General features: G+C 66.9%; 25 protein-coding genes and 1 pseudogene. 9 read left to right on the forward strand and 17 right to left on the reverse strand.

The genetic code is table 11. The features are described from left to right. Positions 1-26: 26 nt before the first annotated feature. Complete coding sequence (locus ABDZ36_RS09435; protein ID WP_343749293.1) at positions 27-467, reverse strand: hypothetical protein; 441 nt, start codon at positions 465-467, stop codon at positions 27-29. Positions 468-580: 113 nt separating this feature from the next. Between ABDZ36_RS09435 and ABDZ36_RS09440 the strand changes: the two genes are divergently transcribed. Continuing rightward, complete coding sequence (locus ABDZ36_RS09440) at positions 581-1,924, forward strand: DEAD/DEAH box helicase family protein (protein WP_211312630.1); 1,344 nt, start codon at positions 581-583, stop codon at positions 1,922-1,924. 119 nt (positions 1,925-2,043) lie between these two features. On the opposite strand, the gene ABDZ36_RS09445 is transcribed toward ABDZ36_RS09440, so the two are convergent. Further along, positions 2,044-2,403 carry a hypothetical protein gene (locus ABDZ36_RS09445; RefSeq protein WP_211312629.1) on the reverse strand — a complete coding sequence of 120 codons (360 nt, stop codon included), beginning with the start codon at positions 2,401-2,403 and terminating at the stop codon, positions 2,044-2,046. Between the two features lie 54 nt (positions 2,404-2,457). Here ABDZ36_RS09445 and ABDZ36_RS09450 point away from each other — a divergent pair, with 54 nt between their 5' ends. Beyond that, positions 2,458-3,966 (forward strand): DUF790 family protein, encoded by a 1,509-nt coding sequence (locus tag ABDZ36_RS09450; RefSeq protein WP_211312628.1) that lies wholly within the window; start codon positions 2,458-2,460, stop codon positions 3,964-3,966. On the opposite strand, the gene ABDZ36_RS09455 is transcribed toward ABDZ36_RS09450, so the two are convergent. Continuing rightward, positions 3,963-4,481, reverse strand: a complete 519-nt coding sequence (locus tag ABDZ36_RS09455) for a DUF7122 family protein (RefSeq protein ID WP_211312627.1) — start codon at positions 4,479-4,481, stop codon at positions 3,963-3,965. The genes ABDZ36_RS09450 and ABDZ36_RS09455 overlap by 4 nt on opposite strands. Beyond that, positions 4,478-5,386 carry an RsmB/NOP family class I SAM-dependent RNA methyltransferase gene (locus tag ABDZ36_RS09460; RefSeq protein ID WP_211312626.1) on the reverse strand — a complete coding sequence of 303 codons (909 nt, stop codon included), beginning with the start codon at positions 5,384-5,386 and terminating at the stop codon, positions 4,478-4,480. The genes ABDZ36_RS09455 and ABDZ36_RS09460 overlap by 4 nt, the downstream gene beginning before the upstream one ends. A gap of 128 nt (positions 5,387-5,514) precedes the next feature. Here ABDZ36_RS09460 and ABDZ36_RS09465 point away from each other — a divergent pair, with 128 nt between their 5' ends. Further along, positions 5,515-6,261 (forward strand): proteasome assembly chaperone family protein, encoded by a 747-nt coding sequence (locus tag ABDZ36_RS09465; RefSeq protein ID WP_211312624.1) that lies wholly within the window; start codon positions 5,515-5,517, stop codon positions 6,259-6,261. Positions 6,262-6,290: 29 nt separating this feature from the next. On the opposite strand, the gene ABDZ36_RS09470 is transcribed toward ABDZ36_RS09465, so the two are convergent. The 4 genes from ABDZ36_RS09470 to ABDZ36_RS09485 all read right to left on the reverse strand — a co-directional run bounded on the left by ABDZ36_RS09470 (position 6,291) and on the right by ABDZ36_RS09485 (position 10,925). Beyond that, on the reverse strand, positions 6,291-6,551 hold the full coding sequence (locus ABDZ36_RS09470) for a hypothetical protein (RefSeq protein WP_211312623.1): 261 nt from the start codon (positions 6,549-6,551) through the stop codon (positions 6,291-6,293). A gap of 285 nt (positions 6,552-6,836) precedes the next feature. Beyond that, complete coding sequence (locus ABDZ36_RS09475; protein WP_211312622.1) at positions 6,837-8,099, reverse strand: digeranylgeranylglycerophospholipid reductase; 1,263 nt, start codon at positions 8,097-8,099, stop codon at positions 6,837-6,839. Positions 8,100-8,310: 211 nt separating this feature from the next. Next, positions 8,311-9,177, reverse strand: coding sequence for a 2-oxoacid:ferredoxin oxidoreductase subunit beta (locus tag ABDZ36_RS09480; RefSeq protein WP_211312620.1), 867 nt, complete (start codon positions 9,175-9,177; stop codon positions 8,311-8,313). Beyond that, on the reverse strand, positions 9,174-10,925 hold the full coding sequence (locus ABDZ36_RS09485; protein WP_211312618.1) for a 2-oxoacid:acceptor oxidoreductase subunit alpha: 1,752 nt from the start codon (positions 10,923-10,925) through the stop codon (positions 9,174-9,176). The genes ABDZ36_RS09480 and ABDZ36_RS09485 overlap by 4 nt, the downstream gene beginning before the upstream one ends. A 218-nt stretch (positions 10,926-11,143) precedes the next feature. Between ABDZ36_RS09485 and ABDZ36_RS09490 the strand changes: the two genes are divergently transcribed. Both ABDZ36_RS09490 and ABDZ36_RS09495 read left to right on the forward strand, forming a co-directional pair. After that, on the forward strand, positions 11,144-11,662 hold the full coding sequence (locus tag ABDZ36_RS09490; protein WP_211312616.1) for an NUDIX hydrolase: 519 nt from the start codon (positions 11,144-11,146) through the stop codon (positions 11,660-11,662). 39 nt (positions 11,663-11,701) lie between these two features. After that, complete coding sequence (locus ABDZ36_RS09495; protein ID WP_211312614.1) at positions 11,702-12,820, forward strand: aminotransferase class V-fold PLP-dependent enzyme; 1,119 nt, start codon at positions 11,702-11,704, stop codon at positions 12,818-12,820. On the opposite strand, the gene ABDZ36_RS09500 is transcribed toward ABDZ36_RS09495, so the two are convergent. Continuing rightward, positions 12,817-13,551 (reverse strand): hypothetical protein, encoded by a 735-nt coding sequence (locus ABDZ36_RS09500; protein WP_211312612.1) that lies wholly within the window; start codon positions 13,549-13,551, stop codon positions 12,817-12,819. The two genes, ABDZ36_RS09495 and ABDZ36_RS09500, sit on opposite strands and share 4 nt — an antisense overlap. Positions 13,552-13,690: 139 nt before the next feature. Between ABDZ36_RS09500 and ABDZ36_RS09505 the strand changes: the two genes are divergently transcribed. Then, positions 13,691-14,536, forward strand: a complete 846-nt coding sequence (locus ABDZ36_RS09505; protein ID WP_343749294.1) for an aldo/keto reductase — start codon at positions 13,691-13,693, stop codon at positions 14,534-14,536. A gap of 155 nt (positions 14,537-14,691) precedes the next feature. Here ABDZ36_RS09505 and ABDZ36_RS09510 read toward each other — a convergent pair. Both ABDZ36_RS09510 and gfcR read right to left on the reverse strand, forming a co-directional pair. Further along, a pseudogene (locus tag ABDZ36_RS09510) lies at positions 14,692-15,036 on the reverse strand (glutaredoxin family protein); the annotation flags it as partial. Between the two features lie 129 nt (positions 15,037-15,165). Beyond that, positions 15,166-15,822, reverse strand: coding sequence for a transcriptional regulator GfcR (gene gfcR / locus ABDZ36_RS09515; protein ID WP_211312610.1), 657 nt, complete (start codon positions 15,820-15,822; stop codon positions 15,166-15,168). A gap of 162 nt (positions 15,823-15,984) precedes the next feature. Here gfcR and ABDZ36_RS09520 point away from each other — a divergent pair, with 162 nt between their 5' ends. Together ABDZ36_RS09520 and ABDZ36_RS09525 are read left to right on the forward strand one after the other, a co-directional pair. After that, on the forward strand, positions 15,985-17,196 hold the full coding sequence (locus ABDZ36_RS09520; protein ID WP_211312608.1) for an HAD family hydrolase: 1,212 nt from the start codon (positions 15,985-15,987) through the stop codon (positions 17,194-17,196). A 48-nt stretch (positions 17,197-17,244) separates the two neighbouring features. After that, complete coding sequence (locus ABDZ36_RS09525) at positions 17,245-18,483, forward strand: mandelate racemase/muconate lactonizing enzyme family protein (protein WP_211312607.1); 1,239 nt, start codon at positions 17,245-17,247, stop codon at positions 18,481-18,483. Positions 18,484-18,971: 488 nt separating this feature from the next. On the opposite strand, the gene phoU is transcribed toward ABDZ36_RS09525, so the two are convergent. The 6 genes from phoU to ABDZ36_RS09555 form a co-directional block, all read right to left on the reverse strand. Continuing rightward, entirely contained in the window at positions 18,972-19,652 is a 681-nt protein-coding gene (gene phoU, locus ABDZ36_RS09530; RefSeq protein WP_211312605.1) for a phosphate signaling complex protein PhoU, read from the reverse strand. A 41-nt stretch (positions 19,653-19,693) separates the two neighbouring features. After that, a complete protein-coding gene (gene pstB / locus ABDZ36_RS09535; protein WP_211312603.1) occupies positions 19,694-20,599 on the reverse strand; it encodes a phosphate ABC transporter ATP-binding protein PstB in 906 nt (301 codons plus the stop codon). Positions 20,600-20,602: 3 nt separating this feature from the next. Next, positions 20,603-22,225 (reverse strand): phosphate ABC transporter permease PstA, encoded by a 1,623-nt coding sequence (gene pstA / locus ABDZ36_RS09540; protein ID WP_211312602.1) that lies wholly within the window; start codon positions 22,223-22,225, stop codon positions 20,603-20,605. Next, complete coding sequence (gene pstC, locus ABDZ36_RS09545) at positions 22,222-23,289, reverse strand: phosphate ABC transporter permease subunit PstC (RefSeq protein ID WP_211312601.1); 1,068 nt, start codon at positions 23,287-23,289, stop codon at positions 22,222-22,224. Before pstC ends, pstA begins: the two co-directional genes overlap by 4 nt. Beyond that, positions 23,286-24,389 carry a PstS family phosphate ABC transporter substrate-binding protein gene (locus tag ABDZ36_RS09550; protein WP_211312637.1) on the reverse strand — a complete coding sequence of 368 codons (1,104 nt, stop codon included), beginning with the start codon at positions 24,387-24,389 and terminating at the stop codon, positions 23,286-23,288. Before ABDZ36_RS09550 ends, pstC begins: the two co-directional genes overlap by 4 nt. Positions 24,390-24,469: 80 nt before the next feature. Next, on the reverse strand, positions 24,470-25,558 hold the full coding sequence (locus ABDZ36_RS09555) for a PstS family phosphate ABC transporter substrate-binding protein (protein WP_211312599.1): 1,089 nt from the start codon (positions 25,556-25,558) through the stop codon (positions 24,470-24,472). A 217-nt stretch (positions 25,559-25,775) separates the two neighbouring features. Between ABDZ36_RS09555 and ABDZ36_RS09560 the strand changes: the two genes are divergently transcribed. Then, positions 25,776-26,780: a PhoU domain-containing protein gene (locus tag ABDZ36_RS09560; protein WP_211312597.1), complete on the forward strand. Its 1,005-nt coding sequence runs from the start codon at positions 25,776-25,778 to the stop codon at positions 26,778-26,780. The last annotated feature ends 14 nt before the right edge of the window (positions 26,781-26,794 follow it).

Genomic DNA, 26,794 nt, shown 5'->3' on the forward strand with positions numbered 1-26,794 from the left:
CCAGACGGCGTCCAAATCCCCTGAAATCAGCGATACAATCCGCAGAGGGCGTCGGCGTTCAACGGAGCACCATAGGTGAAATCGGCCGCCATCGACCGCTGCCACGGCCAGAGGTTCCGTTCCTGCCCAACAGGAGTTACATCTCGGTATCGGAGAAGCATCAGGTTCACCCTGATTTCGGGCGGATCTTCGACCATCCCGCGGTATTCGTCGAGTATCAGCGGAAACAAAACCCCATCAAGCAGTGGCTCAAGTTTGTCGTCTGTCACTCGCCGCTGGCGGCGTAAGGAGTCAAAGTAGTATGCACCTCCAGCGAATACGACACCGGCGAAGACGAGCGTTATCTGAAGCCAAAGACGGTGAATCCCCGTAGCGACGAGCGAAACGATGATCCCGAAAGCGTAGTATCCGATGCCGATGATCCGGCGGACAGTGCGGCGTATTAACCTCCGAGACGTGCGCTTCATCACCAAATACGAAACGGTATTCCACACTTTGAGTGATCAATCTATCGACACGGGAGGGCCATCACCACGCAAAGAGCGGGGTGTTTTATCCGGGTAGTTCATACGGTGAGGCGATGCCGGTCACGCTCGACTACGCGGACGGAACGGTACGAGTCGGTGGCGACGCCGATGTCTATGGCCGCCTCCCGTACGTCGAGCGCGACGAGCGCACGGACAGCGGGCGCGTGCCGGGCTATCGCTACGGGCCACTGCGCGCCCACCTGCGAACGCTCGGCGTGACCGTCGAGGATTCGGTGCCGCGCTGGGAGCGCCTCGACGTCGCCTCGACGTACGACCTGCGCGACTACCAACACGAGGCGCTCGACGCGTGGGAGGACAACGACGAGCGCGGCGTCGTCGAACTCCCGACGGGCGCGGGCAAGACCGTCCTCGCGCTGAAGGCCATCGAGGCCGTCGGGGAGACGGCGCTCGTCGTCGTCCCCACCATCGACCTCCTTAACCAGTGGCGCGCGGAACTCGAAACGGAGTTCGACTGCAAGGTCGGCCAGCTCGGCGGCGGCGAGCAGGTGGTCGGCGACGTGACCGTCGCGACGTACGACTCGGCGTACCTCCGCGCGGACGAACTCGGCGATCGCTTCGGGCTCGTCGTCTTCGACGAGGTCCACCACCTCGGCGGCGAGGGGTATCGCGACATCGCGCGCTTGCTGGCCGCGCCCGCCCGCCTCGGTCTCACCGCGACGTTCGAACGCCCGGACGGTGCCCACGAAATCCTCAAAGAGCTCGTCGGCGACGTGGTGTACCGCCTCGACGTCGACGACCTCGCGGGCGAGCACCTCGCGCCCTACGACGTCCGCCGGATCGAAGTCCCGCTCACGGCCGAGGAACGCGAGCGCTACGAGGACGCACAGGGTACGTTTACCGACTACCTCCAGCAGGCGAACATCACGTTCACCTCGGGGAGCGACTACCAGGAGCTCGTCAAACGATCCGGGAACGACCCGCGGGCGCGGGAGGCGCTCCTCGCCAAACAGCGCGCGCGAACCATCGTGCAGGAGTCCGACGCGAAGGTCGCTGAGCTCGCGTCGATCCTCGACGACCACCGCGGGGACCGCGTCATCGTCTTCACGGCCTCGACGGACCTCGTCTACCGGCTCTCCGAGCGCTTCCTCCTCCCGCCGATCACCCACGAGACGGGCGCGAAGGAGCGCCGCGAGATACTGCGGAAGTTCCGCGAGGGGACGTACTCGCGGGTCGTGACCGCGAACGTCCTCGACGAGGGCGTGGACGTCCCGGACGCGAACGTCGCCGTCGTCTTCGCGGGGTCGGGGAGCGAGCGCGAGTTTACCCAACGCCTTGGTCGGGTGCTCCGCCCGAAGGCTGACGACTCGCGCGCGACGCTCTACGAGCTCGTGAGCGCCGACACGGCAGAAGAACGCGTCGCGGATCGCCGGCGATAGGCGCGTGTGGCGACCGCGATAGGCGCGTGTGGCGACCGCGGTAGGCGCGCGTGGCGACGGCGCGAGGTGCGCGTGGCGACGGCGGGGGTGTGAGGCCGGCGGTAGGCATGGGGCCGGCGCTACGCCCGCCGGACGTCGCGCAGCGAGACGTGTGGCGTCACGCTCGGCGCGTTCGCGCGGCGAACGTCCTCGTACGTCACCGTCACGGTTCGCGTACTGTTCGGCGCGAACGTCACCTCGACGGTACGCTCGCGCGTCTTACCGTCGACCTCGGGGTGGAAGACGACGGTCGCCGCATACCGGTCAGCCTCGACGTTCGAAACGATGGCCTCGACGGCGAGCGCGCCCTCATCGCCGAAGCTGATGTCGCTACTCGCGACGATGAGCGGGGCCGGATCGTCCGACGCCCCGAGACAGCCGGCGAGGCCGCAGAGGCCGGCGGCACCCGCACCGCGCGCGAGGAACGTCCGTCGGTCCATACTGCCACGATCGGTTCCCGGTGTCTTTTATCCGCCGGTCGTCAACGTCGTGGCGTGCTCACGAAGGACCTCCTCCGGGTGTCGCGCGCCGGCGGCGGCTACCGACCGCGCTTCGCCGACGCAGACGATACCGCCGTCGCTGGCCGGGTCCTCGACGCCTATCGCGACGCCGTCGGCGACGACCGTCGAGCGCTGTCGGCGGCCCTCACCGCCCTCGAACGCGACGCGCCCGACTTCAAGCTCGTGCGCGGCTTCGCGAAGCTCGTCGATCGCGACGCGACCTTCGAGGTCCGCGCACCTGTCGAGCCCCGAACGGCCCGCAACGTGGCGTTCGCCGCCGCGGAGGACGTCGGCGTCGTCACGGAGGGCGAACGCGAGCGCGCGCTCGCCGACGCCGCCGAGCGCCTCGACGCGACGCCTGACGACGTGGCGACCAGCCTCCACGCCGACCGCGACGCCCGCGAAGTCCTCACCGCCGTCGAGTCGCGCTGGGGCGCGGACGCGCTCGTCGCCCAGTACAACATCTCGCTCGCACAGACGGCGCTCTTCGACGCAACGGAGGTTCGCGTCCGCACGGACGATCCGCGCTCGCTCGTCCTTGCGATCAAGCGCCTCGGCCTCCTCTACGAGGTCCACGAGGTCGACGGCGGTGTCGGCCGCGAGGTCGTGCTCACCGGCCCGGATGCGCTCTTCCGCCGAACCAGACGGTACGGGACACGCTTCGCCCGCGTCCTCCGCGCCGTCGTCGGGCGCGACGAGTGGCGCGTGGAGGCGACGATCGACGACCGGGGCACCGAGCGGACGATGACCCTCAGCGATGCCGACCCGCTTCGCGTCCCGGACGCGGAGCCCGTGACCGACGTCTCCTACGACAGCGGCGTCGAACGCGAGTTCGCGGCGCGTTTCGCGGCGCTCGACCTCGACTGGGATCTCGTGCGCGAACCCGACCTCCTCGACGCCGGCGACCACCTGATGGTCCCCGACTTCGCCTTCGACTACCGCTACGCCGACTTTCGGGTGTACTTCGAGATCATGGGGTTCTGGACGCCCGAATACGTCGAGAAGAAGCTCGCACAACTGGACGCGACGGACGTTGAACTCCTCGTCGCCGTCGACGAGTCACTCGGTGTCGGCGACGAGATCGAGACGCGCGACCACCGCGCGATCCCCTACACGGGGTCGGTGCGCGTGAAGGACGTCGTGGACGCCCTCCGCGAGTTCGAGACGGATCTGGAGGCGGCCGCGAGCGACGACCTCCCCAACGCGCTCGTGCCGGACGCGGACGTCGTGGCGCTCGACGCGCTCGCGGAGTCTCACGGCGTGCCCGTCGACGCGATCGAGGACCGCGCGTTCCCCGAGCACGACCTGGTGGGACGGACGCTCGTCCGCCCCGCGGTGATCGACGCCCTCCGCGACGAGATCGAGGCCGGCATGGCACTTGATGAGGCCGAGGAGCGGATCGAGCAACGCGGGCTCACGGAGACGAGCGCGGTGCTCGCCGCGCTGGAGTACCGCGTCGAGTGGGAAGGGTTGGGTGGCGGTGTCGTGCGCGAGAAGACTTAGAACTCCCGTCGACGGCCCTTCGGGATCATCGAGCGGAGCTCGCCGTGGAGATAGAGGCCGACGCCGAGCGGTTCGGGTCGCCCGGCCGCATGCTCGCCCGCAATGTCGTGGGCGGCGATCAGGTAGCCCCAGTCGCCGTTCCACTCGACCTCTCGGTCGTCGCCCGCGACGAACGCCCGCGCCTCGTCGTCGGTGAGCGTGAGGACGTTCTCGGTGGCCAGTCGGCCGAATCGCTGGGCGGCGTTCGTCGTCGGCTTCCAGTGCTCCTGTCGCGTCCGGAGGAACGTCATCCCGAGCGACTCGACTGCGAGGCCGTCGGGGACGTCGCTCGCCGCGATCCAGACCTTCCCTGCGCCCTTCTCCCAGAAGGTGTAGGGGTCAAGGACGGACTCGGGGACGCCGAAGCGATCCGTCCAGTAAGAGATGACCGCCGCGCGGGTCGCCCGCCCCTCGACGTCGCGCTCGTCCGCGGTGGCGGGCAGGCGCTCGAATCGATAGCTCGTGTTCTCGCTCATCGCGCCACCTCCAGCTTCGCACAGAAGAACCCGCCCGTGTCGTTCTGGTGCGGATAGAAGCGTTTGGCCTTCGCCAGCGACGCGTCGTACGTCTCGTCGTCCCACGCGGTGAGGCCCGGCGAGGAGTCGAGATCGACCTCGAAGTCCACCAGCTCGACCGGCTCGTCGTCGAGGACGCGATCGAGAACGCCCTCGTTCTCCTCGGGCGCGAAGGTGCAGGTCGAGTAGACGACCGTCCCGCCGTCGCGCGTGAGGCGGATCGCCCGCCGGAGGATGTCCGCCTGGAGCGCGGCGATGTTCAAACTCGCCTCGCGGCCGACCGTGTCGAGCGCGTCCGCGTTCTTCCGGATCGTCCCCTCGCAGGTACAGGGGACGTCGGCGAGCACGGCGTCGAAGGCGTCGATCCCGAACCCTTCGGTGGTGAAGCGCCGGGCGTCCTCGTTCGTCACGGCGACGCACGTCGCGCCGAGGCGCTCGGCGTTCGAGCGTAGCGCCGAGAGTCGCCCGAGGTTGTCGTCATTCGCCACGAGCAACCCCTCGTCGTCGAGCAGGTCGGCGAGCTGCGTCGTCTTCGATCCCGGCGCGGCGCAGGTGTCCCACACCGCATCACCCGGTTCGGGGTCGAGGACCGCCGCGGGGATCGCGGACACTTCCTCCTGGCCGTGGATCCAGCCGTGGAAGTACGGCCAGGTGTTGCCCGGCTTGTCCGTGTCGACTTCGAGGATCGCGGGGTTCCACGCGCGACGCGTCACACCCACGCCCTCTGCTTCCAGCGCCGCGGCCGCCCGGTCCGGGTCGGCCTTGATGCCGTTCGCTCGGACGACGGTGGGGAGCGGGCGCGCGACGGCCTCGCGGAACGCCCCGTAGTCGTCGATGATCGGCTCGTAGCGTTCGAGCGCGTCCATACGTGTCCCGTGACTCGCGCCGGCCGTGCTTGGGGGTTGCGTTCTGCCCGCCACCGTCGCGCCCACCGTCCTCAGCATCGTCGAGTGCCGCCCCCGGACTTATCTCCCTCGCGTGAGTCGTCGCCACCATGGCACGCGTCAGAGAACGAGCCGAATTCGACCTCGAGGACCCCGTGCTCATCGAGGGGTTGCCGGGCGTCGGTCTCGTCGGGAAGATCGCCACTGACCACCTCGTCGACCGGTTCGACATGACGTACGTCGCTAGCGTCGACTGCGAGGGGCTTCCGGAGGTCGCCGTCTACGGCGAGGGCGACTACACCGCGCGCCCGCCGGTCCGCCTCTACGCGGACGAGGAGCGCGACCTGCTCGCCCTCCAGGCCGACATCCCCGTCAACCGCGTCGCAGCCGCCGAGTTCGCCGAGTGCGTCACCGACTGGGTGACGGACGTCGGCGCGACGCCGCTCTACCTCAGCGGCTTCCCGGTGCAAGAAGAGGACCCGAGTCACGTTCCCGAGGTGTTCGGCGTCGCCACCGGTACCGGTGCCGAGGTTCTCGAAGCACACGACATCGACGCCCCGCCCGAGCAGGGCGTCGTCGGCGGGCCAACGGGTGCGCTCGTCAACCGCGCCGACGTCAACGACATCGACGGCGTCTGCGTCGTCGTCGAATCCGACCCGCAGTTCCCCGACCCCGCGGCGTCCAAACAGCTCATCGACAAGGGGATCGAGCCGATCGCCGATATCGAAATCGACACCGACACGCTCGTCGAGCAGGCCGAGGAGATCCGCGAACAGAAAGAACAGCTCGCCCAGCGGATGCAGCAGGCCGGCGAGGAGGAGTCCAGTCAGGCTCAGTCGATGCGGATGTTCGAGTGAGCTCGGTCGCCGGACGCGTTCTGCGACCCTCATCGGTCTCGTCCCGCCGCGTCCGCGCGAGCGAGCGCGTGAGAGAACCGGGTCGCGAACCGCTCGCCCGTCTCGACATCGAACGTGAGCGCGATATCGATCGCGTCGAAGTCAAGTCGTAGAACGACGTGTCCGGCACCACCGATCTCGCGGACGACAACGCGCCACGTTACCGCGTCAAGTCGGTGGCCGCCGCGTATCTCGCCCGTGCAGGCGTCGTCAGTCATCGCACACTCCGCGGGGGCGTCGTTCGAGCACATACGAGGGTCGTGCCGTGATGGCACTTGTACCCGCGCACGCAGCCCGCCGGACGGAGGGCGCGTCGTTCAGCATTTTCGAGGTGGGTCCCCGACCTCAAGGAGCGACCGAAGTGAGCGAGTAGGTCGGGGAGCGGAGACGCACCAGTAGATGTGCGTATAAATGATGGGACGTTGAACGGCAAGAGTCACCAGCCAATTGCCGGTGGCTGATTGCCAGGAGTCCACATCAAATCCCCACCCTCAAGGACCGAGGCGCGTAGCGCCGAGGGAGTAGGGTGAGGTGGTTTACAGGAACGGGACGTAGTCGGAGAGACCCACCTTGACGATCCCGGGGTTCTCGCGGGCGAAGTCGCGAAGCATCGGGAGGTCTTCACGGTGGAGGAGCTTCGAGATGGCGCGCAAGCTCCCGCCGTTCGCGGCGGCGAGCGTGTCGAGGTCCATCGCGTTGATGTCGCGCATGAGCCGGTCGTACCGTTCGTTGGGCGCGTAGTAGAGGAGGTGGGTCATCAGGAGTCGGACGCCGGCGTCGGGCGCGACGTCGCGGTGCCAGAGTTTGTCGTAGACGTCGATCTCCTCGGCGGAGGTGTCGACCGTCCCCGTGAGGCAGTGATCGGTGGCGACCGCGGCGGCGCGCGCGGACTTCATCCCCTTGTGGATGCCCTCGCCCCAGAGCGGGTCGATGGACGGGACGGTGTCGCCGATCGCCATGAAGCCGTCCGTCGAGAGCTGACTCGGCGGCTGGATGTGCGCGGAGCCGCGGTGCTGTTTGCCCTCGAGTTTCTCCGCGTCGTCGAAGCGCGGGTCGCTCTCCAGCCAGTGTTCGAGGTAGTCGTCGATGCTCATGCCGTCCGTGTTCGAGTGGTACTTCTCGTTCTGGATGTAGCAGAGTCCAACCTTCGCCGTGTCGCCGCCCGTGTGGAAGATCCACGAGTATCCGCCCGGTGCGAGGTCGTGGTCGAGGCGCAACATCATCGCGTCCGTGAGATCCGCGTAGTCAGGATGGTCAACCTCGACGCCCTCCATCTCCCACTCGATGCCGATGGCCTGGTTCTGCCGTTCGAGCTCGACGACGCCGAGTTGCTTCGCGAGCGGTGCTGCCGGCCCCGTCGCGTCCACGACGATATCCGCGTGGACCGCCTCGTCGCCGTTGTACCGAACGCCGACGACCGAACCGTTCTCCGTGATCGGCGCGGTCGCGCGCGAGTCGAAGCGGTACTCCGCGCCGTGCTCGCGCCCCTCGCGGACGAGGAAGCGCTTGAACTCCGCGAACTCCAGCACTGCACCCGGCTGGTGTTGCGTGAAGTGATTGGTGGGCGATTCGAGGACGACGTCGTCCGTGAACTGCATTACGACGTCGTCCGGGATGCCGAACGAGCCCATCATGCCGGGGAACGTCCCCGCCGTGGACTTGTTGCTCTGTCGCGGGAACTCGTTCTCGTTCTCGGTTTCGAGGACGAGCACGTCGTAGTCGCGTGCCGCGAGATCCCTGGCGCACTGCGCGCCCGCGGGCCCGGCCCCGGCGATAACCACGTCGAAGTGGTCAGTCATACAGTACGGAACCGGGGTTTCGCTAATGAGTGTTGCTGAATACGCACGCCTCCACGTCGTTTTCGACGTTTGGGCGAGAACAGAAGCCGGCGGCGGGCCCCGCGGCACGATTCCGAAGCGACGCCGTCGCTTCGGTCACGGGCGTTCGCGGTACGCACCCACGAAGCCGCCGAGCGGGTCGCCGGGCGACCCCTCGGCGTAAAAAAGTCCGTTAGTAGAACTCGCGGACGAGGTCGGTTGCACCGTCGGGCGCGCCGCTCTCGTCGATGTCGGCCATGTTGCCCTCGACGCCGTGGGCGGTGTTGTAGTCGACTGCGTCCTCGTCCTCCCAGAGCACGCCGATGTACTCCTTGTCGTTGTCGAGGATCTTGTCCTTGGCCGCGTCGCGGTCGGTCGGGTCGTGGTCCGTCTCGTCGAGATCGACGATGGAGTCGCGGAAGTAGTCGTAGGTGTCGACGTCGTTGAACGTCACGCACGGGCTGAACGTGTTGACGATCGAGAAGCCGTCGTGCTCGATGGCCTGCTGGACGATCTCCTGGTGGCGCAGGGCGTTCGAGGAGAACGACTGGGCGATGAAGCTCCCACCGGCGGAGAGCGCGAGCGCGAGCGGGTTGACCGGGGGCTGTTTGGGGCCCTCGGGCGTCGTCGCCGTCTCGAAGTCCGGCCGGGACGTCGGGGATGCCTGCCCCTTGGTGAGCCCGTAGATGCGGTTGTCCATCACGACGTACGTGATGTCGATGTTGCGCCGGACAGCGTGGATGAAGTGGCCGGCCCCGATGGAGTAGCCGTCACCGTCGCCGCCGGCGACGACGACCTCGATGTCGGGGTTGGCGACCTTCACACCGGTTCCGACGGGGAGCGCGCGCCCGTGGACGCCGTGGAGGGCGTATGAGCGCATGTACGTCCCGATCTTGCCGCTACAACCGATGCCGGCGACGACGAACGTCTCGTCGGGGGAGTTGCCGGTCTCGGCGAGCCCCTTCATGATGCCGTTCATGGTCCCGAAGTCGCCGCATCCCGGGCACCACGTCGGCTGTTTGTCGGACTTGAAATCGGTGAATCGAACGTCTGAGCTCATGCGATGACCTCCTTGATGTCGGCCGCGAGTTCGTCCGCCTTGAAGCGGACGCCGTTGTACTTGTTGATGCGATCGACGCGTTCGAGCACGTCGCTCTCGATGACGTCGGCGAACTGTCCCGTCGCGTTACACTCGACAACGATGGTCGTCTCCGCGTCCGCGACATCCTCGGAAAGGTCGGGGCGCGGGTAGATGTAGGGGACGGAGAGGACGCGGACGTCGACGCCCTCCTCCTCCAGGAGGTCGAGAGCCTCGACGAGTGCTCCTTCGTTGGATCCCCAGGAGACGACGAGCGTGTCTGCGTCCGCGTCGCCGTATTCGACCGGGCTCCAATCCTCTTGCTCTTGGGCGGTCTCGACCTTCCGCTCGCGCTTATCGACCTGCTCGATGCGTTCTTCTTCCTCCTCCGTGCGGCGACCGAGCTCGTCGTGCTCAAGCCCGGTACTCATGTGGACGCCGCCTTCGGTTCCGGGGAAGGCGCGCGGGCTGACGCCGTCTTCGGTGATGGCGTGGGGTTTGAACTGGTCCTTCTCGTTCTGCCAGGCGGAGATGTCGTCCTCGTCGACGACCTTCCCGCGGTCGATCTCGACTGCGTCCATATCGAACTCCTCCGGGGCGAACGTCTGCTCGGTGACCGCCATCGCGAGGTCGGAGGCGAGATACACCGGCGTCTGATACTTCTCGGCGAGGTTGAACGCCTCGATGGTCTTGTGAAAACAGTCCGCGACCGTCGTCGGTGCGAGGACGAAGCGCGGGATCTCGCCGTGACCACCGTAGAGGAGCATGTTGAGGTCGCCCTGCTCCTGCTTCGTCGGCATCCCCGTGGAGGGGCCCGAGCGCATGACGTCGGCAATGACGAGCGGCGTCTCGGAGGTCGCGACGAGCCCGAACGTCTCGGTCATCAGGTCGATACCCGGACCCGACGTCGCGGTCATCGAGCGCGCACCGGCGCGGGCCGCGCCGAGCGCCATGTTGATCGCGGAGAGCTCGTCCTCGGCTTGGACGACATGCCCGCCGAACTCCTCGATACGGCCCGTAAGGTACGTCATGACGTCCGTCGCGGGCGTGATCGGATAGCCGGCGTAGAACTTACAGCCGGCGGCGATCGCGCCCATCCCGATGGCTTCGTCGCCGTTGAGGAGGACGTAGTCGTTGTCCGTCGTCTCGAGTTCGTAGTCGAGCGTGCCCACGTCGTCGGCGTAGTGCTCGTCGACGTAGTCGGCACCGAGGCGCGCGGCCTCCTTGTTGTTCTCGACGATCTTCTCGCCCTTGGAGCCAAAGCGCTTCTGGAGCGACTCGTCGAGGTTCTCGATGGGGAACTCCGCGACCTCGCAGACGGCACCGAGGGCGACGATGTTCCGCATCAGCGCGCCGCCCGCGTCCTCAGCGAGCGACTTCAGCGGGACGTCGAGGCCGATCATCCCCTCGGGGACCTCGAAGTCGCTGAACTCCGTCCGTTCGCCGTCGTAGATGATGACGGAGTCGTCGTGTAGTTCGTCCATGTTCTCCTCGACGGTCCGCTCGGTGAGCGCGATGAGGACGTCGAGGCGGTCGACGACGCTCTGAACGCGATCAACCGAGGTTCGGACCTTGTAAGCGGTGTAGCCACCTCGGATGCGGGACGCGAAGTCCTTCGAGGTGAAGACGTGGCGGCCGGCGCGGGAGAGTGCCTGCGCGAACACCTTCCCGGTGGAGGCGATTCCATCGCCGGCTTCCCCGCCGATGGCCCAGTTCAGGTCATCGTGCATGTATCCCACGGTTCAAAGCGGGCAAGCAAAAGGCTTCTGAAGCGATGATCGGGGCCTGAGATGACCGAATACGGCGTTCTCGGAGGTGTCTTGGACGTGCGTCTCTCGGAGTCGAGACGGTCCGGTATGGGTACCCATCCCAAACAATACCGTATGAGGAACGAGCGGTCACAACACGACCCCAATAGTTTTTCCCGCCAAGGCCCCTACGAATGTGCATGTCGCGACAGGGGAACGCGGCTGTCGGTGACACTATCGAACAGCTGCGAGGGGCGTACGGGGAGTTCCCCGTCGTCGAAGAGCGGACCACTGTACCGCGCGAGGCGCTCGTCGACTGTCTGACGAGCGCGAGCGAAGGCCGGCTCGGCGGGGCACGCACGCTGCTCGAAACCGACGGCCGGACGCTGCTGGTTCGCTACCGGGGGAACCCGGACGTCTGGGACCTCCCCGGTGGGGGCCTCGAGCGCCACGAGAACCACGAACAGACCGCGAAACGCCACGTCGCCGAACAGCTCGGCGTCGAGTGCGCGCTCACCGGCGCGTTCCACGCACGCCGACAGACGTTCTCGATCGTCGACGACGGCGAGGGGGCCAGCGGCCTCTGGATCCACTTCGAGGCCGAACCCCTCGGCAGCGACGTCGAACTCGACCCGGGCGACGAGATCGTCGAGACGCGGTGGTTCGACGCCCCACCGGACGCCGTCGCAGCGCCGATCCGCGAACGCCTCGCCGAGTAGTCCCCCAAGATTTCTGTCCCGTGGCGACGGAGTGAGCGTATGGATCCGGAGACGCTCCGCGCCGATATCCCCGCACTCGCCGACGCCACGTACCTGAACACGGGCGCGAGCGGGCCGTCCCCTCGGCGGGTCGTCGAGGCGGCCGAGGACGCGCTCGAACGCCACGAGTACGAGGCGCACGCTGCGGACAACCCGTATCGGACGGCGGCCGCCCTGTTCGACGACGCCCGCGAGCGTCTCGGAACGTTTCTCGACACCGACCCCGCGAACGTCGCGCTCACGCAGTCCACGACAGACGGGGTGAACCGCATCGCGACCGCGATCGACTGGAAACCGGGCGACGTCGTCGTCCGGACGGACGTCGAGCATGCGGCCGGCGTCCTCCCGTGGCGACGACTCCGTGACGCCCACGGTGTGACGACGCGCGTCGTCCCCACCGAGGCGGGCCGAATCGACCGCGCGGCCTATCGGGAGGCCGTCGCCGACGCCCGCCTCGTCTGTCTCTCCGCGTTGACGTGGACCGCGGGCACGCATCTCCCCGTCGCGGACCTCGTCGCCGACGCCCACGACGCGGGCGCGGAGGTGCTCGTCGACGCCGTGCAGGTACCCGGCCAAGCGCCGATGCCCGTCGAGTCGTGGGGTGCGGAGTACGTCGCCGCCGCCGGCCACAAGTGGCTCTGTGGCCCGTGGGGCGCGGGGTTCCTCTACGTCGACCCCGTAGCCGCGGAGCGCCTCGAACCGTTACAGGTCGGCTACCGGAGCGTCCGCAATCCCGAGGGTGAGGGCTACGAGTTTCACGCGGGCGCGCGCCGCCTCGAAGTCGGGACAGTTTCGCCGGGCCCACACGCAGGCCTGATCGAGGCGCTCGACGTCGTCGACGAGATCGGCCTCGACACGATCCGTGCGCGGATCGAGCGGCTCACCGACCGCTTCAAGGATGGCCTCGCCGACGGCCGACTGGTCGGGCCGCGCGAGTACGAATCAGGGCTCGTCGCATTCGAGAGCGACGATCCAGAGACGCTCGTCGCCGGCCTCCGGGAGCGCGACGTCGTCGTCCGCGCGCTCCCCACGGGAACCGTACGGGCGTCCTTCCACGTCTTCAACACCGCCGACGACGTCGATCGGCTCTTGGCGGCGATGGCCGAGGTCGAAGGCTAGAACGAGAGCACGCGACCCTCGGGCACGCTGTCGACGTCATCAGTCACGATCGCGACGTCACCGACCGCCGCGCCGTCCGTCTCGGTATCGTCCGCACTGTCCGTTTTGTCGTCAATCCCATCGTCCGGCAGTAGCACCGTCGCGCCGGCACGGAGCGCGCCGAGGACGCCGACGACTGTCGACTCGTGGGTGAACGGTGCCCGGATCGCGACGACGTTCTCGGCGTCGAGGGTTGTAGCGACGTTCCCGGCACGCGCGAGGAGGGCCGCTTGGCTCGAACCGTCGCCGTCGGCGTCGCGAAGGGCGCGGACATCGCCGTCGAACGAGACGGGCGGAAACGCGGGATTCTCGCTCCAGACGCCGCCCTCGAAGTGGCCGTCGGCCGGATTTTCGGGGCGCTCGCCGTAGCCGACGCGCTGACCACCGGGGCCGAGGTCGTAGGCGTCGAGCGTCGCGGTGGGGGCGACGACGGCGCGGCCGTCGAACGCGTGCGGCGGATCGAAGCGGACGGGCGCGGCGAGGAGCGTTGCCCCGAGGAAGGCGAAGACCGCCTTCGGGTCCGGATCGTCCGCGACGCCGACGACGGAGCCGCGATGTACGCCGCGCGAGCGAAGGTAGTTCCCAACCTTGTACGACGTCGCGCGGACCTCACGGGCGGGGAGCGACGCCGGGGGCGCGCGGAGCGTCGCGCTCGCCGGGAGGTCGGCGAGCAGTTCGTAGACCGTCTCCATACGCGCCCTACGGACCCCGACACACAAAGGGGGCGCGCTCGCCGGTTGTGGTGGTACGTACCGTGCCAGAGCGATGTCGTCGGTGGTGGGACTCGCCGCCGCCCGAACGCCTTTGGCGCTTCCGGGGCAGGTATCGGCTATGTCGAAGTTCACCAGCGACGACGTTCCGCGCGCGAACGGGATGCCGCGACTCGGCCTCGGGACGTGGGAGAACACGGATCCCGACGCGTGCGCGAACGCCGTCGAGACGGCCCTCGAAATGGGGTATCGCCACATTGACACCGCCCAAGCGTACGGCAACGAGGAGGACGTCGGGCGCGGGATCGCGAACGCCGACGTCGAGCGGGAGGACGTCTTCCTGGCGACGAAAGTGTGGATCGACCATGCCGACCACGACGGCGTCATCAAGAGCACCGAGGAAAGTCTCGACAAACTCGGCGTCGACTCCGTCGACCTCCTCTACATCCACTGGCCGGGCCGGACGTACGATCCCGAGGAGACTCTTCCTGCTCTCGAGGAGCTGAAAGCGGACGGAAAGATCGAGCACATCGGCGTCTCGAACTTCGAGCGACGACACCTTGAGGAGGCCCAGGAGGTCATGGACGAACCGATCTTCGCCAACCAGGTGGAGCTGCACCCCTTCCTCCAGCAGCGTCAGCTCCGTTCGTTCATGGCGGAGACGGATATCGAACTCGTCGCGTACTCGCCGCTCGCGCGCGGCGATGTCTTCGGGGACGACGTGCTCGGCGACATCGCCGAGGCTCACGACGCCAGCGAAGCACAGGTCGCGCTCGCGTGGCTCCGCGAGAAGGGCGTCACGGCGATCCCGAAGGCAACCTCCGAAGACCACATCGCGGACAACTGGGACAGCCTCGGTGTCGACCTCACCGACGACGAGATCCGCCGCATCGACGCCATCGACGCCGCCGAGCGCCGCGTCGATCCCGGTTTCGCGCCGTGGAACGACCTGCCGGACGACCGCTAACCAGACGCGTCACGCCACTTCTCGTCCGTCGTTCCGGTACTCGAAGAATACGGGCAGCTCGGCCGTCAGAAAGGCGCGTCGAGGTCCTCGTCGCTCCCACCGTCAGGGGCGGCCTCCGCGTCGGCGTCCGTCTCGGCGTCAGCGTCCGCGGCGTCGGCGGCGTTGAGCGTGTCGGCGAGGTCGCCCTCCTCGTCGAGCTGCGCGAGGACGTCGCTCCCGCCGACGAACTCGCCCTCGACGTACGCCTGGGGGATCGTCTCCCAGCCGGAGTGCTCGTTCAGCGCCTCGCGGAACGCCTCCAGGTTCTGGAGGGTGTCGACGGCCTCGAAGTCGTCGCGGTACTGGCCGATGAGGCCGACCGCCCGCTTCGAGTAGCCACACTGGGGCATCACCGGCGTCCCCTTCATGAAGAGGACGACCTCGTTGTTCTCGATCGCTGAATCGACCGTCTCCTGCACCTCGTCATCGTCTAGCCCCTCGCTCATCGGATCGAACGTCATGCACGTCGGTTGGCGGTGAGGGGGGAAAGGCGTTGTGCTGGGGGCGACTGCGTCGCCGCCAAACGAGTGAGCGGCAACGCACGAGCGACGGAGGATGTGGCTCCCGATGTCTGAACGACGGTGTAGCCGTTACGCGTCGTCCTCGTTGGAATCGTTGCCGACGCGGATGACCTGCATGAGCGCATCGACGGGAACGCCGTCGACGTCGCCGACACCCTGCTTGTCGACGAGAACGGACGCGGCGATGGCGTTGCCGCCGCTCTCCTTGATGGCCTCGACGGCCTCGCTGATCGTCGTTCCGGAGGTGATGGTGTCGTCGACGACGAAGCAGTCTCGACCCTCGACCTGCGCGAAGTTCCGGCTGAAACTCCCACCGAGGTCCTCGATGTCGCCTTCCTCCCACTGGTGTTTGCGTGGCGTGTACGTCCCGAGGTCGGTTTCGAGTTCGCGCGCGACGGCGGTCGCGAGCGGGACGCCGGCCTTCTCGACGCCGATGACGAGGTCGACCTCGTGGCTGTGCTCGCGCAGGAGGTCGGCGAGGGCCGCACCGACCGCCGAGAGGCGCGCGCCGGCTTCACCGATCGCGCTCCAGTCGACGTGGACGTCCTGCGGGCCGCCCGCACGGGTGGTCTCGGACTCGACGGCATCGGTACTCCGCCCGGCGCGCTCGACGAGCCAGCTCGCCGTCTCGCGCGAGACGTTCAGTTCGTCCGCGATCTCGCCCCGCGAGAGGCCGCGGGCAGCGAGATCGCCCGCGCTGTCGATGAGGTCGTCGACGTTCTTCATGTCTCCCGGTTTCGAGTGCCGGTTGTATGGTCGTTTCGTTGCCGATGGAGTTGGCACGGTATCGGTTCGGGGCCCGGCGGCGAGCAATCCGACGCCGGGCGGGGAGACGGGCGTCGCACCGCGACCGGGGCCATTTATACGGTGACGGGAACGACACGGACCATGGAGCGGTACGACGAGCTGTACACGCTGTACGAGACGTTCGACACCGGCACGCTCCGCGCGTATCAGGACTTCATCGATCTCTTCCCGCCGGTCGACTCGCGGGTCGCCCTAGAGTATTGGGAGGAGGCCAGCGACGAGCTCGCGGAGCGCCGGGACGCGGTAGCGGACGCACACGGCGAGACCTACGCGTCACTCGCCGCGCACGCGACCCGCGAGCAGGCGTTCACCGCGCTTGACCTCCACAGCAAACACGAACGGCCGGTGAACGTCCTCGTGCTCGACGTCGACGAGACGCTGCGCTCGGCCGGAAGCACGGACAACGAGATCCCGCGCGAGACCCTCCATCTCCTCACGGTCTTCCACGAACACGGCGTCCCGATCGTCGTCTGTACGGGACAGACCTTGGAGAACGTCAAGGGGTTCCTCAATCAGGGGTTGGGCAACGAGCTCGTCCACTCAGGGGACGTCTCCATCGTTTACGAAGCCGGGAGCGGCGTGTTCACGCCAGGTCACGGGTCGGAGACGAAGCGGCTGCTCTACGAGGATCTCGACGAGCGCGTTCGGGACGTCTTCGGCTACGTCCGCTCGCGCGTCCTCCCCGACGCCCCCGAGCGCGTTCGGCGGGGCTGTCACCTCCAGGGCAACGAGTTCAACGTCACCCTGAAGCCGAACCACGAAACGGGGAGCGAGGCCGCAGTCGAGATCATCGACGAGGCGATCGTCTACGTCACCGAGCTCCTCGCGGCCGCGATCGACGACGCGACGCCCGCCGACGTCCGCTCGTACTACGCGACGCGCGACCCGGAAATCGCGGCGGTCCTCGACGAGGCGGGCGTGCTTCCCGACGAGGCCGACGTCTCGGAGGGAGCTGCGTCCGTCCTCGATCGCGTGCAACTCGCCTACTATGAGGGCGACGCCGCGGAGGTGACGGCGCGCGAACTCGATAAGGTCGCGGGCGTCGAGGCCGCACTCGACGTGCTCGGAATCAACGATCCGTTCACGCTCGTAATGGGCGACTCGAAGAGTGACCTCCGCGTGATGGAGTGGGCCGAGACGAACGACGCGGGGATCGCCGCCGCGCCCGAGCACGCCTCGGAGCGCGTCCTCAAACACGTTCGCGAGACAGACGGCCTCACGTACGCGCGCGGGGCCGCCGGGAACGTCCTCCGCACCGTCTACGCTCTCAACCGCCTCGCCGACGAAGACTAACGCGAAAGACTCACAAGATTTACCCCTTGGCGAGTGAATCTCGCGACTATGGCGAAGGATTACCGACAGCTCCACGACCCGAACGCGGAGTACACGATGCGCGAACTCTCCGCAGAAACGATGGGTGCTACGGCGGAGCGCGGCGGCGGACGCGACGTCGAGATCACTGACGTCCAGACGACGATGGTCGACGGGAACTTCCCGTGGACCCTCGTCCGGATCTATACCGACGCGGGCGTCGTCGGCACCGGTGAGGCCTACTGGGGTGCGGGCGTCCCCGAACTCATCGACCGGATGGCACCGTTCGTTATTGGCGAGAACCCCCTCGACATCGACCGGCTCTACGAGCACCTCATTCAGAAGATGAGCGGCGAGGGCTCCGTCGAGGGCGTCACCGTCACCGCCATCGCCGGCATCGAGGTCGCACTCCACGATCTCGCGGGCAAGATCACCGAACTCCCCGCCTACCAACTGCTCGGCGGGAAATACCGAGACGAGGTCCGCGTCTACTGCGACTGTCACACCGAAGACGAGGCCGACCCCGAGGCCTGCGCGGACGAGGCCGAGCGCGTCGTCGACGACCTCGGCTACGACGCCCTCAAGTTCGATCTCGACGTCCCAAGTGGGCACGAGAAGGACCGCGCGAACCGCCACCTCCGGCCGGGCGAGATTCGCCACAAGGCCGAGATCGTCGAGAAGGTCACCGAACGCGTGAAGGACAAGGCAGATGTCGCCTTCGACTGCCACTGGACGTTCAGCCCGAACAGCGCGAAGCGCCTCGCCGCCGAGATCGAGGAGTTCGACGTCTGGTGGCTCGAAGACCCTGTTCCGCCGGAGAACCTCGACGTGCAGGAGGAAGTCACGAAGTCCACGCTCACGCCGATCACGGTCGGCGAGAACCGCTATCGCGTCACCGAGGAGCGCCGCCTCATCGAGAACCAGGCGGTCGATATCGTCGCGCCCGACCTCCCGAAGGTCGGCGGGATGCGCGAGACCCAGAAGATCGCGGACGTCGCGAACCAGTACTACATCCCGGTCGCGATGCACAACGTCTCCTCGCCCATCGGCACGATGGCCTCCGCGCACGTCGGCGCTGCAATCCCGAACTCGCTCGCCGTCGAGTATCACTCCTACGAGCTCGGCTGGTGGAGCGACCTCGTGGAGGAGGACGTCATCGAGGACGGCTCTATCACGGTCCCCGAATCGCCCGGCCTCGGCCTGACGCTCGACCTCGACGCCGTCGAGGAACATATGGTTGAGGGCGAGACGCTCTTCGACGAAGCCTGAGAGGGTTCGTCGAGCACGCGAGTCACAGCGCCCGAGCGTGAGTGAAGGCGACCGTCTCGCTCGATTCGACGAGGCAGAAGCGGTGGCGGGCGCTGATCGACACGCTGACACCATTTTGTGCGACGCCGAGTGGGGAGCCGCGGCTGGCGGACAGGCGACTGCTTCGATCACGGGACGCGCGTCGCGCAGTGGTGGCGCACATGTGGTGCGCTCCGAGTGTCGGTCACGCGCGGCATCGCTCGCGTCGACCGACCGCATCCCGCGGCAGGTGGTCAGAACATACGCCGCGGTGGTCGCCTTCTGGTACGTGAAGGAACGGGAGAGGACCGCCTCGCGCAACCGAACGAACCACCGGGAGCGTTCGCGGACCGAGCGGGTCGAAGACCCCGGACGGTCCGCGATTCTCTCGCGACTTCGTCGCGCGGCCTTTTTCGTGAAGGGTTTTGCTTCGAGTGGGTCGCGTCAGCGACCCCGAGGAGGAAAACGGTTCAGTAGATGAGCTCTTCGTCGTTCTCGACCATGTAGAGGGTCCGCGCGGCGATGTTGACGGCGTGGTCGCCGACGCGTTCGAGGTCGCGAACGGTGAGCAGCATTCGGGAGACGTCCTGCATGAGTTCCTCGACACGCTCGTCGGGGTCCTCGGGGTCGAGTTCGGTCTCGATGAGGTCGCGGACGACGGTCTGGGAGGCGCGCTCGCAGAGCTGGTCGAGTTCGTCGTCGCGCTCGGCGATGTCGTAGCAGGCCTCGTCGTCGCGAGCCTCGTAGGCGGCCATGGCGTCTTCAAGCATCTCGACGGTGAGGTCGCCGATCGCGTTGATGTCGACCTCGGGGAACATGTCCTGCTGGGACTCAAGGGTGTACTCGCCGAGATTGACGGCGAGGTCGGCGACGCGTTCTAAGTCGGTGATGATCTTGAACGACGAGGCGATGAGTCGGAGGTCGCCGGCAACGGGTTGTTGGAGCGCGAGCAGGTCGATGCAGTCCTGTTCGAGATCGAGGTAGAGGTCGTTGATCTCGTCGTCGCCCTCGATGAGTTCGTGGGCGGCCTCCTCGTCTTTCTGTTCCATCGCCTCGAGTGCGAGCCGGAGACGGTCGATGACGACCTCGCTCATGTAGAGGACATCCCCCTGCATGGTCTCCAGTTGTTCTTGGTAGCTTTCGCGTGGCATGGGTGGTGGTGTGGGTGGGGTGTTGTAAAGCGTTCGGGGAGTTACCCGAACTTGCCGGTGATGTAGTCCTCGACGCGCTGGCTCTGCGGGTTCTCGAAGATCTGGTCGGTGTCGCCGTACTCGACGAGCTCGCCGCCGGTGAGGAAGACGGCGGTCTGATCGCTGATACGGGCGGCCTGCTGCATGTTGTGGGTGACGATGACGACCGTGTACTCCTCGGCGAGGTCCTCGACGAGGTCCTCGATCTTCGACGTCGCGATGGGGTCGAGGGCGGACGCGGGTTCGTCCATGAGGAGGACATCGGGGTCGACGGCGAGCGCGCGGGCGATACAGAGGCGCTGTTGTTGGCCGCCGGAGAGCCCGAGAGCGTTGTCGTCGAGGCGGTCGTGTACCTCGTCCCAGAGCGCGGCCCCGCGGAGACAGCGTTCGACGAGGTCGTCCTCGGCGTCGCTGTCGTCGCGGCCGAGGAGCCGCGATAGCAGCCCGGTCTGGATATCGCCGTGCTTGCGCGGTCCGTAGACGATGTTCTCGCGGATGGATTTTGGGAAGGGGTTCGGGCTCTGGAAGACTTGCCCGACGCGCTTTCGGAGCTCGACGAGATCGACGCCCTCCTGGTAGATTTCCCGCCCGTCGAGTTCGACGGAGCCCTCGACGCGTGCGGCCTTGATGCGGTCGTTCATTCGATTGAGACACCGGAGGAATGTGGACTTCCCACAGCCGGATGGCCCAATAAGGGCGGTGACGGAGTTCTCGGGGATGTCGATCGTGATGTCGTGGAGCGCGTGGTCGTCGCCATACCAGACGTTGAGGTCGGTCGCGGAGAACTTGGCGTCGCCGGCGAAGTCGTACTCCGTCCACTCGTCCTCGACCGCCTCGACCGTCTCCCCGGCCGTAGTGTTCGGTGACTGTGCGTCGGTCGCGGTTTCGGTGGCGATGTGTTCACTCATGTGTTAGGCCTCCAAGCGCTTGCGGAAGTAGATTCGCGAGGCGATGCCGATGGCGTAGAACGAGAGGACGACGAGCAGGAGGACGAGCGCGGTCCCCCACGCGAGTCCGGGGTTGTCGTTGACGCCGGCGGTGATGACGGCATAGAGCTGATAGGGAAGCGCGCTCGTCGCCTGTAAGAGCGCGTCGTTCGTGACGAACGGTGGCGTCGTCGACAGGTGGAAACCCGAGAGGACGTTCGGCGCGGTGCTCGGGAACGGTGACCCGGCGGAGACGAGCAGGATCGGAGCCGTCTCGCCGGCGATGCGGCCGACACCGAGGATGATCCCGGTGGTGACGCCGGGCATCGCGGCGGGGAGGACGACGCTCTTGATCGTCTCCCACTTGCCGACGCCGAGCGCGGCGCTGGCGTCCCGGTAGGCGTCGGGGACGCTCATGAGCGCCTCACGGCTCGTGATGATGACGAGCGGGAGGAGCATGAATCCGAGGACGAGCTGGCCGGCGAGGATCGATTGGTTGTTCCCGAGTCGCGGCACGAGAAACGCCCATCCGAAGAGCCCGTAGACGATGCTCGGCGTGCTCCAGAGGCCGTTCGTCGAGACCTCAACGAGCTGCGTGAAGCGGGACTGGCCGGCGTACTCAGTGAGAAAGACGGCGGCACCGACGCCGAGGGGCACGGCGAACAGGATGGCCCCGAGGACGAGCCAGACGGTGCCGACGATGGCGGGCATGATGCCGTTGATATCGTTCAGGAGGGCGTGCCCGTTCATTACGAACGGCCAGTGGAACCAGAGGACGGGCCCGTCCACGATGACGTAGCGGTCGATGGGTGGAACGTAGAAGTACGTCCAGTTCGCCCAGAAGAGCCCCCAGCGGACGCCTTCGGTCATCGGTCCCCAGCCGCGGACGACGATGTAGGAGACGAGCAGGAGGAGGAGAACGAGCATGCCCGCGGCGCTCGCGGAGACGAGTAGGTAGGCGCTCGCCTGTTTCCCCTGCGTGCCGAAGCCGCTGTACGCTCGCGCGGCCATCCACGCGACGAGGAAGCCGATGACGATCACCAGAACGGGGACCGCGATATCGCCGTTCAGCGTGAACGATCCTTGGATCGGCGTCCACGACCAACCGGGCGCGACGACGCCCGTGGCGACGACCGCGCCCGCGAAGAGCGCGAGTGCACCGCTCGGAAGCGTCGCGCCGACGTCTCCCCGCGGGTAGACGGTGCAGAGCGTGGCGACGCCAGCGACGGCGAGCGCGGCGAGCGGCCAGAGCGTGCCGAGGCTGAGCGTCTGCGAGGCGACGAGGCCACCGACGACGAAGCCGATCAAGCCGAACACGACACCGGCGACAGGGCCGGCCGTCCGGTCCGGTTCGGACCGGACGACGCCCGCTCGCGAGGCGGCACCGACGACGAGCAGACCGAGACCGAGAGCGGCGAGCAGGACGCCGAACCACGTCGCGACAGTGAGGCCAGCCACCGTATCCGTGACGGCGAACACCTCGAAGAGCGCGAGAGCGCCAAATACCGCACCGAGGAGGGCGAAGCCGGCAATACCGGTGGCGACGACATCAAGCGTGGAGTTCCCGCGTTTGACGAGCGCGTTCCGCGCGTCGATGTCGGCCTTCATGCGCCACCACCGAGCTTCTCGCGCATCCGCGCTTCGACCAACTGCGAACCGATACTGAGCGTGAGGACGGTGATAAAGAGGACGACGCCCGCGGCGAACAGCGCGCTCATGTGGTCGCCGGAGGCGATGCCGTACTGGCTCGCGATGAGGCTCGTGAGCGTCTCCTGTCCGTTCGCGCCGAAGACGTCGTAGAGCGGGTCGGGGAGCGTCTGCGTGTGCGCGAGCATGACCGTGACGGCCATCGTCTCACCGAGCGCACGCCCGACGCCCAGTATGACGGCCGCCGAGACGCCCGAGAACGCGGACGGGAGCGTGACGGCGGTGATCGTCTGCCAGCCGGTCGCGCCGAGCGCGGCAGATCCGTCCTTCATCTCGGCGGGGACGGCCGCAAGGGCGTCCTCGGCGACGGAGACGATGGTTGGGAGCGCCATCAGGCCGATGACGACGCCCGCGCCGAAGAGGCTGCCGTAGATCGGGAGGGAGAGTTCGCGCATCATGTAGTCGTTGACGATGACGAAGCCAAGGAAGCCGTAGACGATGGAGGGGATGCCGGCTAGGATCTCGATGGCGGGCTTGATGACTTCGCGGGCCCAGCGGGGAGCCATCTCGCTCGTGAAGAGCGCGCCAGCGATGCCGAGTGGGCCGGCGACGCACATCGCGATGATGGTGGTGAGGAAGGTCCCCCACATCATCGGAACCAACGAGAAGACGCCGGTGTTCGGCGACCACATCGTCCCGCCGACGTGCGTGAGTAGCCCGAGCCCCATCTGTCGGACAGCGGGGAGAGACTGCAACAGGAGGTAAGCGGTGATGAGTGCGAGGATGACGACAGTCGAGGCCGTCATGAGTGCCATCACGACCTTCGCGGTCGCCTCCTGATAGCGCCACCAACCGTAGCCGACGACGGCGAGGAAGCCGAGGAGCGGATAGATCGTCGCGGCGGGGAGCGCGAGGAACGCGGCGACGGTGGCGACGATGGTGAGCGCACATCCGGAACCGACGCGTCGCGTCCCCTCGTCGAGGTTCGCGAGCCGCGTGCGTGCTGTCCCGTCTGCGATACTCATTGTGGGTCGGGGAGTGCGGAGAGTTGATTCTGCCGTCGCTCGTCGGTGAGTGCGGCGTAGCCTGTTGGCTTGACGAAGTTCTCCTGCCCGTAGTCGCTGATGATCATGCGGAGGAAGGCGGCCTCCTTCTTCGAGGTGCCGTCGTAGGTGTACATGTGGAGGTCACGCGACAGCGGGTAGTCGGGATCGCCGAGATTCTCGCCGGGGACAAAGCGCTTCCCGTCGAAGACGAGGGTAATAGCGGGGACGGAGTCGTCGACGAACGCGAGCGCCATGTACGCGATGGCGTTGTCCGAGCTGGAGACGACGGTTTTGACCTGCTGATTCTCGCCCTTTCGGAGGTCGATGCCGGGAATCGGGGCGTTCGGATCTCCAAAGAGGTTCGCGCGGAACGCAGTGTCCGTGCCCGACCCCGCGGCGCGACCGATCACTTGGATGGACTTAGACGGCCCCTCGTAGCCGGGGACGTCCCGCCAATCGTCGATCTCGCCCTTGTATATAGCCTTCAGTGTCTCCGCGGAGATCTCCGTGACACCCGCGTCGTAGATCGCCTGACTGACGACGATAGGCTGGGCGTCAACACCCACGACGTGGTTCTCGAACGTCGCGAGTTCGTCCTCGCTGGCGTCCGGGAGCTCGGCCGAGACCGGCGCGCTGGAGTTACCGATGTCGACCTGCTGGTCACGGAGCTTCTCCAAGCCAGTCCCGGAGTGACTGAGGGTGACGGAGACGGAAAAGGGGGCCTGCCCACCGTTCCCATTCTCGAAGCCGTAGCGGCCGGCCCAGTAGTCGGCGAGGGACTGCTCCGTGTCGATACCGTACTGCTCGGGCCCCCAATACTCGGTGTTCGACGGCGGGGCGTTCGCCTCCCAGTACGACGACGCGGTGTCAGCGATCGGGTAGACTGTCGAGGAGCCACCGGCCGTCAGCGGGGACGGACGTTCGGTACCCGTTCCACCCGAGTTCCCGGTCGTCGCGGGTTCGTCACTGCCGCTACCGGGAGGTGTCTTGCTCGTGCTGATACAACCAGCGAACGATGCCGCGAGTCCCGCTCCACCCGCGAGGACCGCACGCCGAGAAACCGGCTCGTCGGTCATCATCGTGAGAGAGCCCACATACGAATAAGTATTCTACTATTAGAGATATATAGATCTATATAGACACCACCGAGCCGCCCCGTTCAGGATCGGGCGGGGAGCTTCGAGCGCTCCTCCTCCCGGCGGCTATCGGTGAGCGTGAGGTAGTTGTTCGGCTCGACGAAGGTCTGTTGGCCGAACTCGCTGAGAATCATGTTGAGGAAGGCGGCTTCCTTCTTCGAGGTGCCGTCGTAGGTGTACATGTGGAGGTCGCGCGCCAGCGGATACCCCTTCTCGGAGAGGTTCTTCCCGTATTCATAGGTCGTGCCCTCGATCTCGAGCGCGACCGGCGGAACCGCGCCGTCGGGTTCGATGAAGGCGAGGGCCATGTACGCGATCGCGTTGTTAGAGTTCGCAACGACAGTCTTGACCTGTTGGTTCTCCCCCTTCCGGAGGTCGACGCCGGGCATCGGCGCGTCGGGACCGCCGAGGACGTTCACGCGGAAGGAGGTGTCCGTGCCCGATCCCTCGGCGCGCCCGACCGCCTGGATGGCCTCGTCAGGTCCGCCGAGCTCCGACCAGTTCGTGATCTCGCCGCGATAGATCCCCCGGAGCTCTTCGATGGTGAGCTTGGTGACGCCCGCGTCGTAGATCGCTTGGCTGACGACGATGGGTTGGGCGTCGACACCCACGACGTGGTTCGTGAACTTCGAGAGTTCTTCCTCGCTGGCGTCCGGGAGTTCGGCCGAGACCGGCGCGCTCGCGTCGCCGAAGTCCACCTGACCACGGCGGAGCTTCTCCAGGCCCGTCCCGGAGTGACTGAGCCCGACGGCGACCGAGAACGGAACGCCGGAGCTGCTCGTCTCGAAGCCGTAGAGGCCAGCCCAGTAGTCGGCGAGGTTCTGCTCGGTGTCGATCCCGTACTGCTCGGGTCCCCAGTACTCCGTGTCGGAGGCGGGAGCGTTCGCCATCCAGTAGGACGCCGCCGTGTTTGCGATGGGATAGACGGTCGAGGAGCCCCCGGCCTTCAGATGCGAGCTGTCCGACTGCGTCGGGCTCGTCTCCGTGCTGTCTTCCCCGGTACCCGTCGACTGTCCGCCGGTACATCCCGCGAGTGTCCCGATACCGGCGATGCCGACGCCGGCCAGAACGTTCCTACGCGAGACGATGTCGGAGCCGCTTGTCCGTGCCATCACGTCGTATGTCCGCGAACTCGCGTATGTACCCTGCTATGAGGTATATATTTTTGTTTGTATCTATAGGCTTAGGACGAGAGTGCTATAGACCACTCAATAGCTCTCTACCCCTGAACGTATATATCGGTATATTCGCCCCCTAAGCCACGAATAGGCCATATTCTGAGTATATAGATAGGAGAATTAATATATCGAACCAGTTCATGGGTCACGTATGGAACGCCGCAAGGTGCAGGTCACCGGTGGCTCGACGTTCACCGTCTCGATTCCGAAGGACTGGGCGCGCGACCACGACGTCAGCGCCGGCGACGAAATCTCCTTCCACCCGGACAGCGGGTCGCTGTTGCTCTCCCCCGTGAGCGAGGACGAGACGCAGCGCGGGACGTTCGACATCACCGGCATGGAGGGCGACGCGCTCACGCGGACGGTGATGACGATGTACGTGAGCGGATTCGACGTCCTCGTCTTGGAGGCGAGTCGCATCACGTCCGATCAGCGCCGCGTCGTCCGCAACGCCACGCAGGGCCTCGTCGGGCTCGAAGTCCTCGAGGAGACGAGCGACCGTATCGTCGTCCAAGACCTCCTCGATTCGAGCGAGCTCTCGATTCACAACGCCGTCCGGCGGATGCGCCTCATCGCGCGCTCCATGCTCGACGACGCCGTTACGGCACTCCGTGAGAACGACCACGATATGGCCGAGGACGTCATCGAGCGCGACGACGACGTCGATCGCCTCTGGTTCGTCGTCTCGCGCATCTTCCGCGGGTCGCTGCGCTCGCCGCGTACCGCCCAGGAGATCGGCGTCACGCGCGAGACGTGTTTCGACTATCACTCCAGCGCGCGCCAACTCGAACGCATCGGGGACCACGCCGCGAAGATCGCCAACGTCGCCCTCGAACTCGACGAACCGGTCCCCGAGGGGGCCGCCGACGCCCTCGACGACCTGCGCGCGGACGCCGCGGACGTCGTCGACACCGCCATGGAGGCCCTCTTCGCGGACGAGCGCGACGACGCGACGGAACTCGCGAACCGCGCCCGCGAGTCCGTCCTCGGGATCGACGAGCACGCGCGCGCGCTCGACGACCTCCTGCGCGACCTCGAACCGCACGAGGCCCAACACCTCGGGCTCGTCGTCGACTCGCTCTCGCGGTGCGCCGACTACGGCGGGAACGTCGCCGAGACCGCGCTCCAGAAGGCCGCGCCCGCACCGGATCTCTGATTCGGTCGGCGGCC

Origin of the sequence: Halarchaeum salinum, assembly GCF_039520965.1 — an archaeon.
Taxonomy (GTDB): domain Archaea; phylum Halobacteriota; class Halobacteria; order Halobacteriales; family Halobacteriaceae; genus Halarchaeum; species Halarchaeum salinum.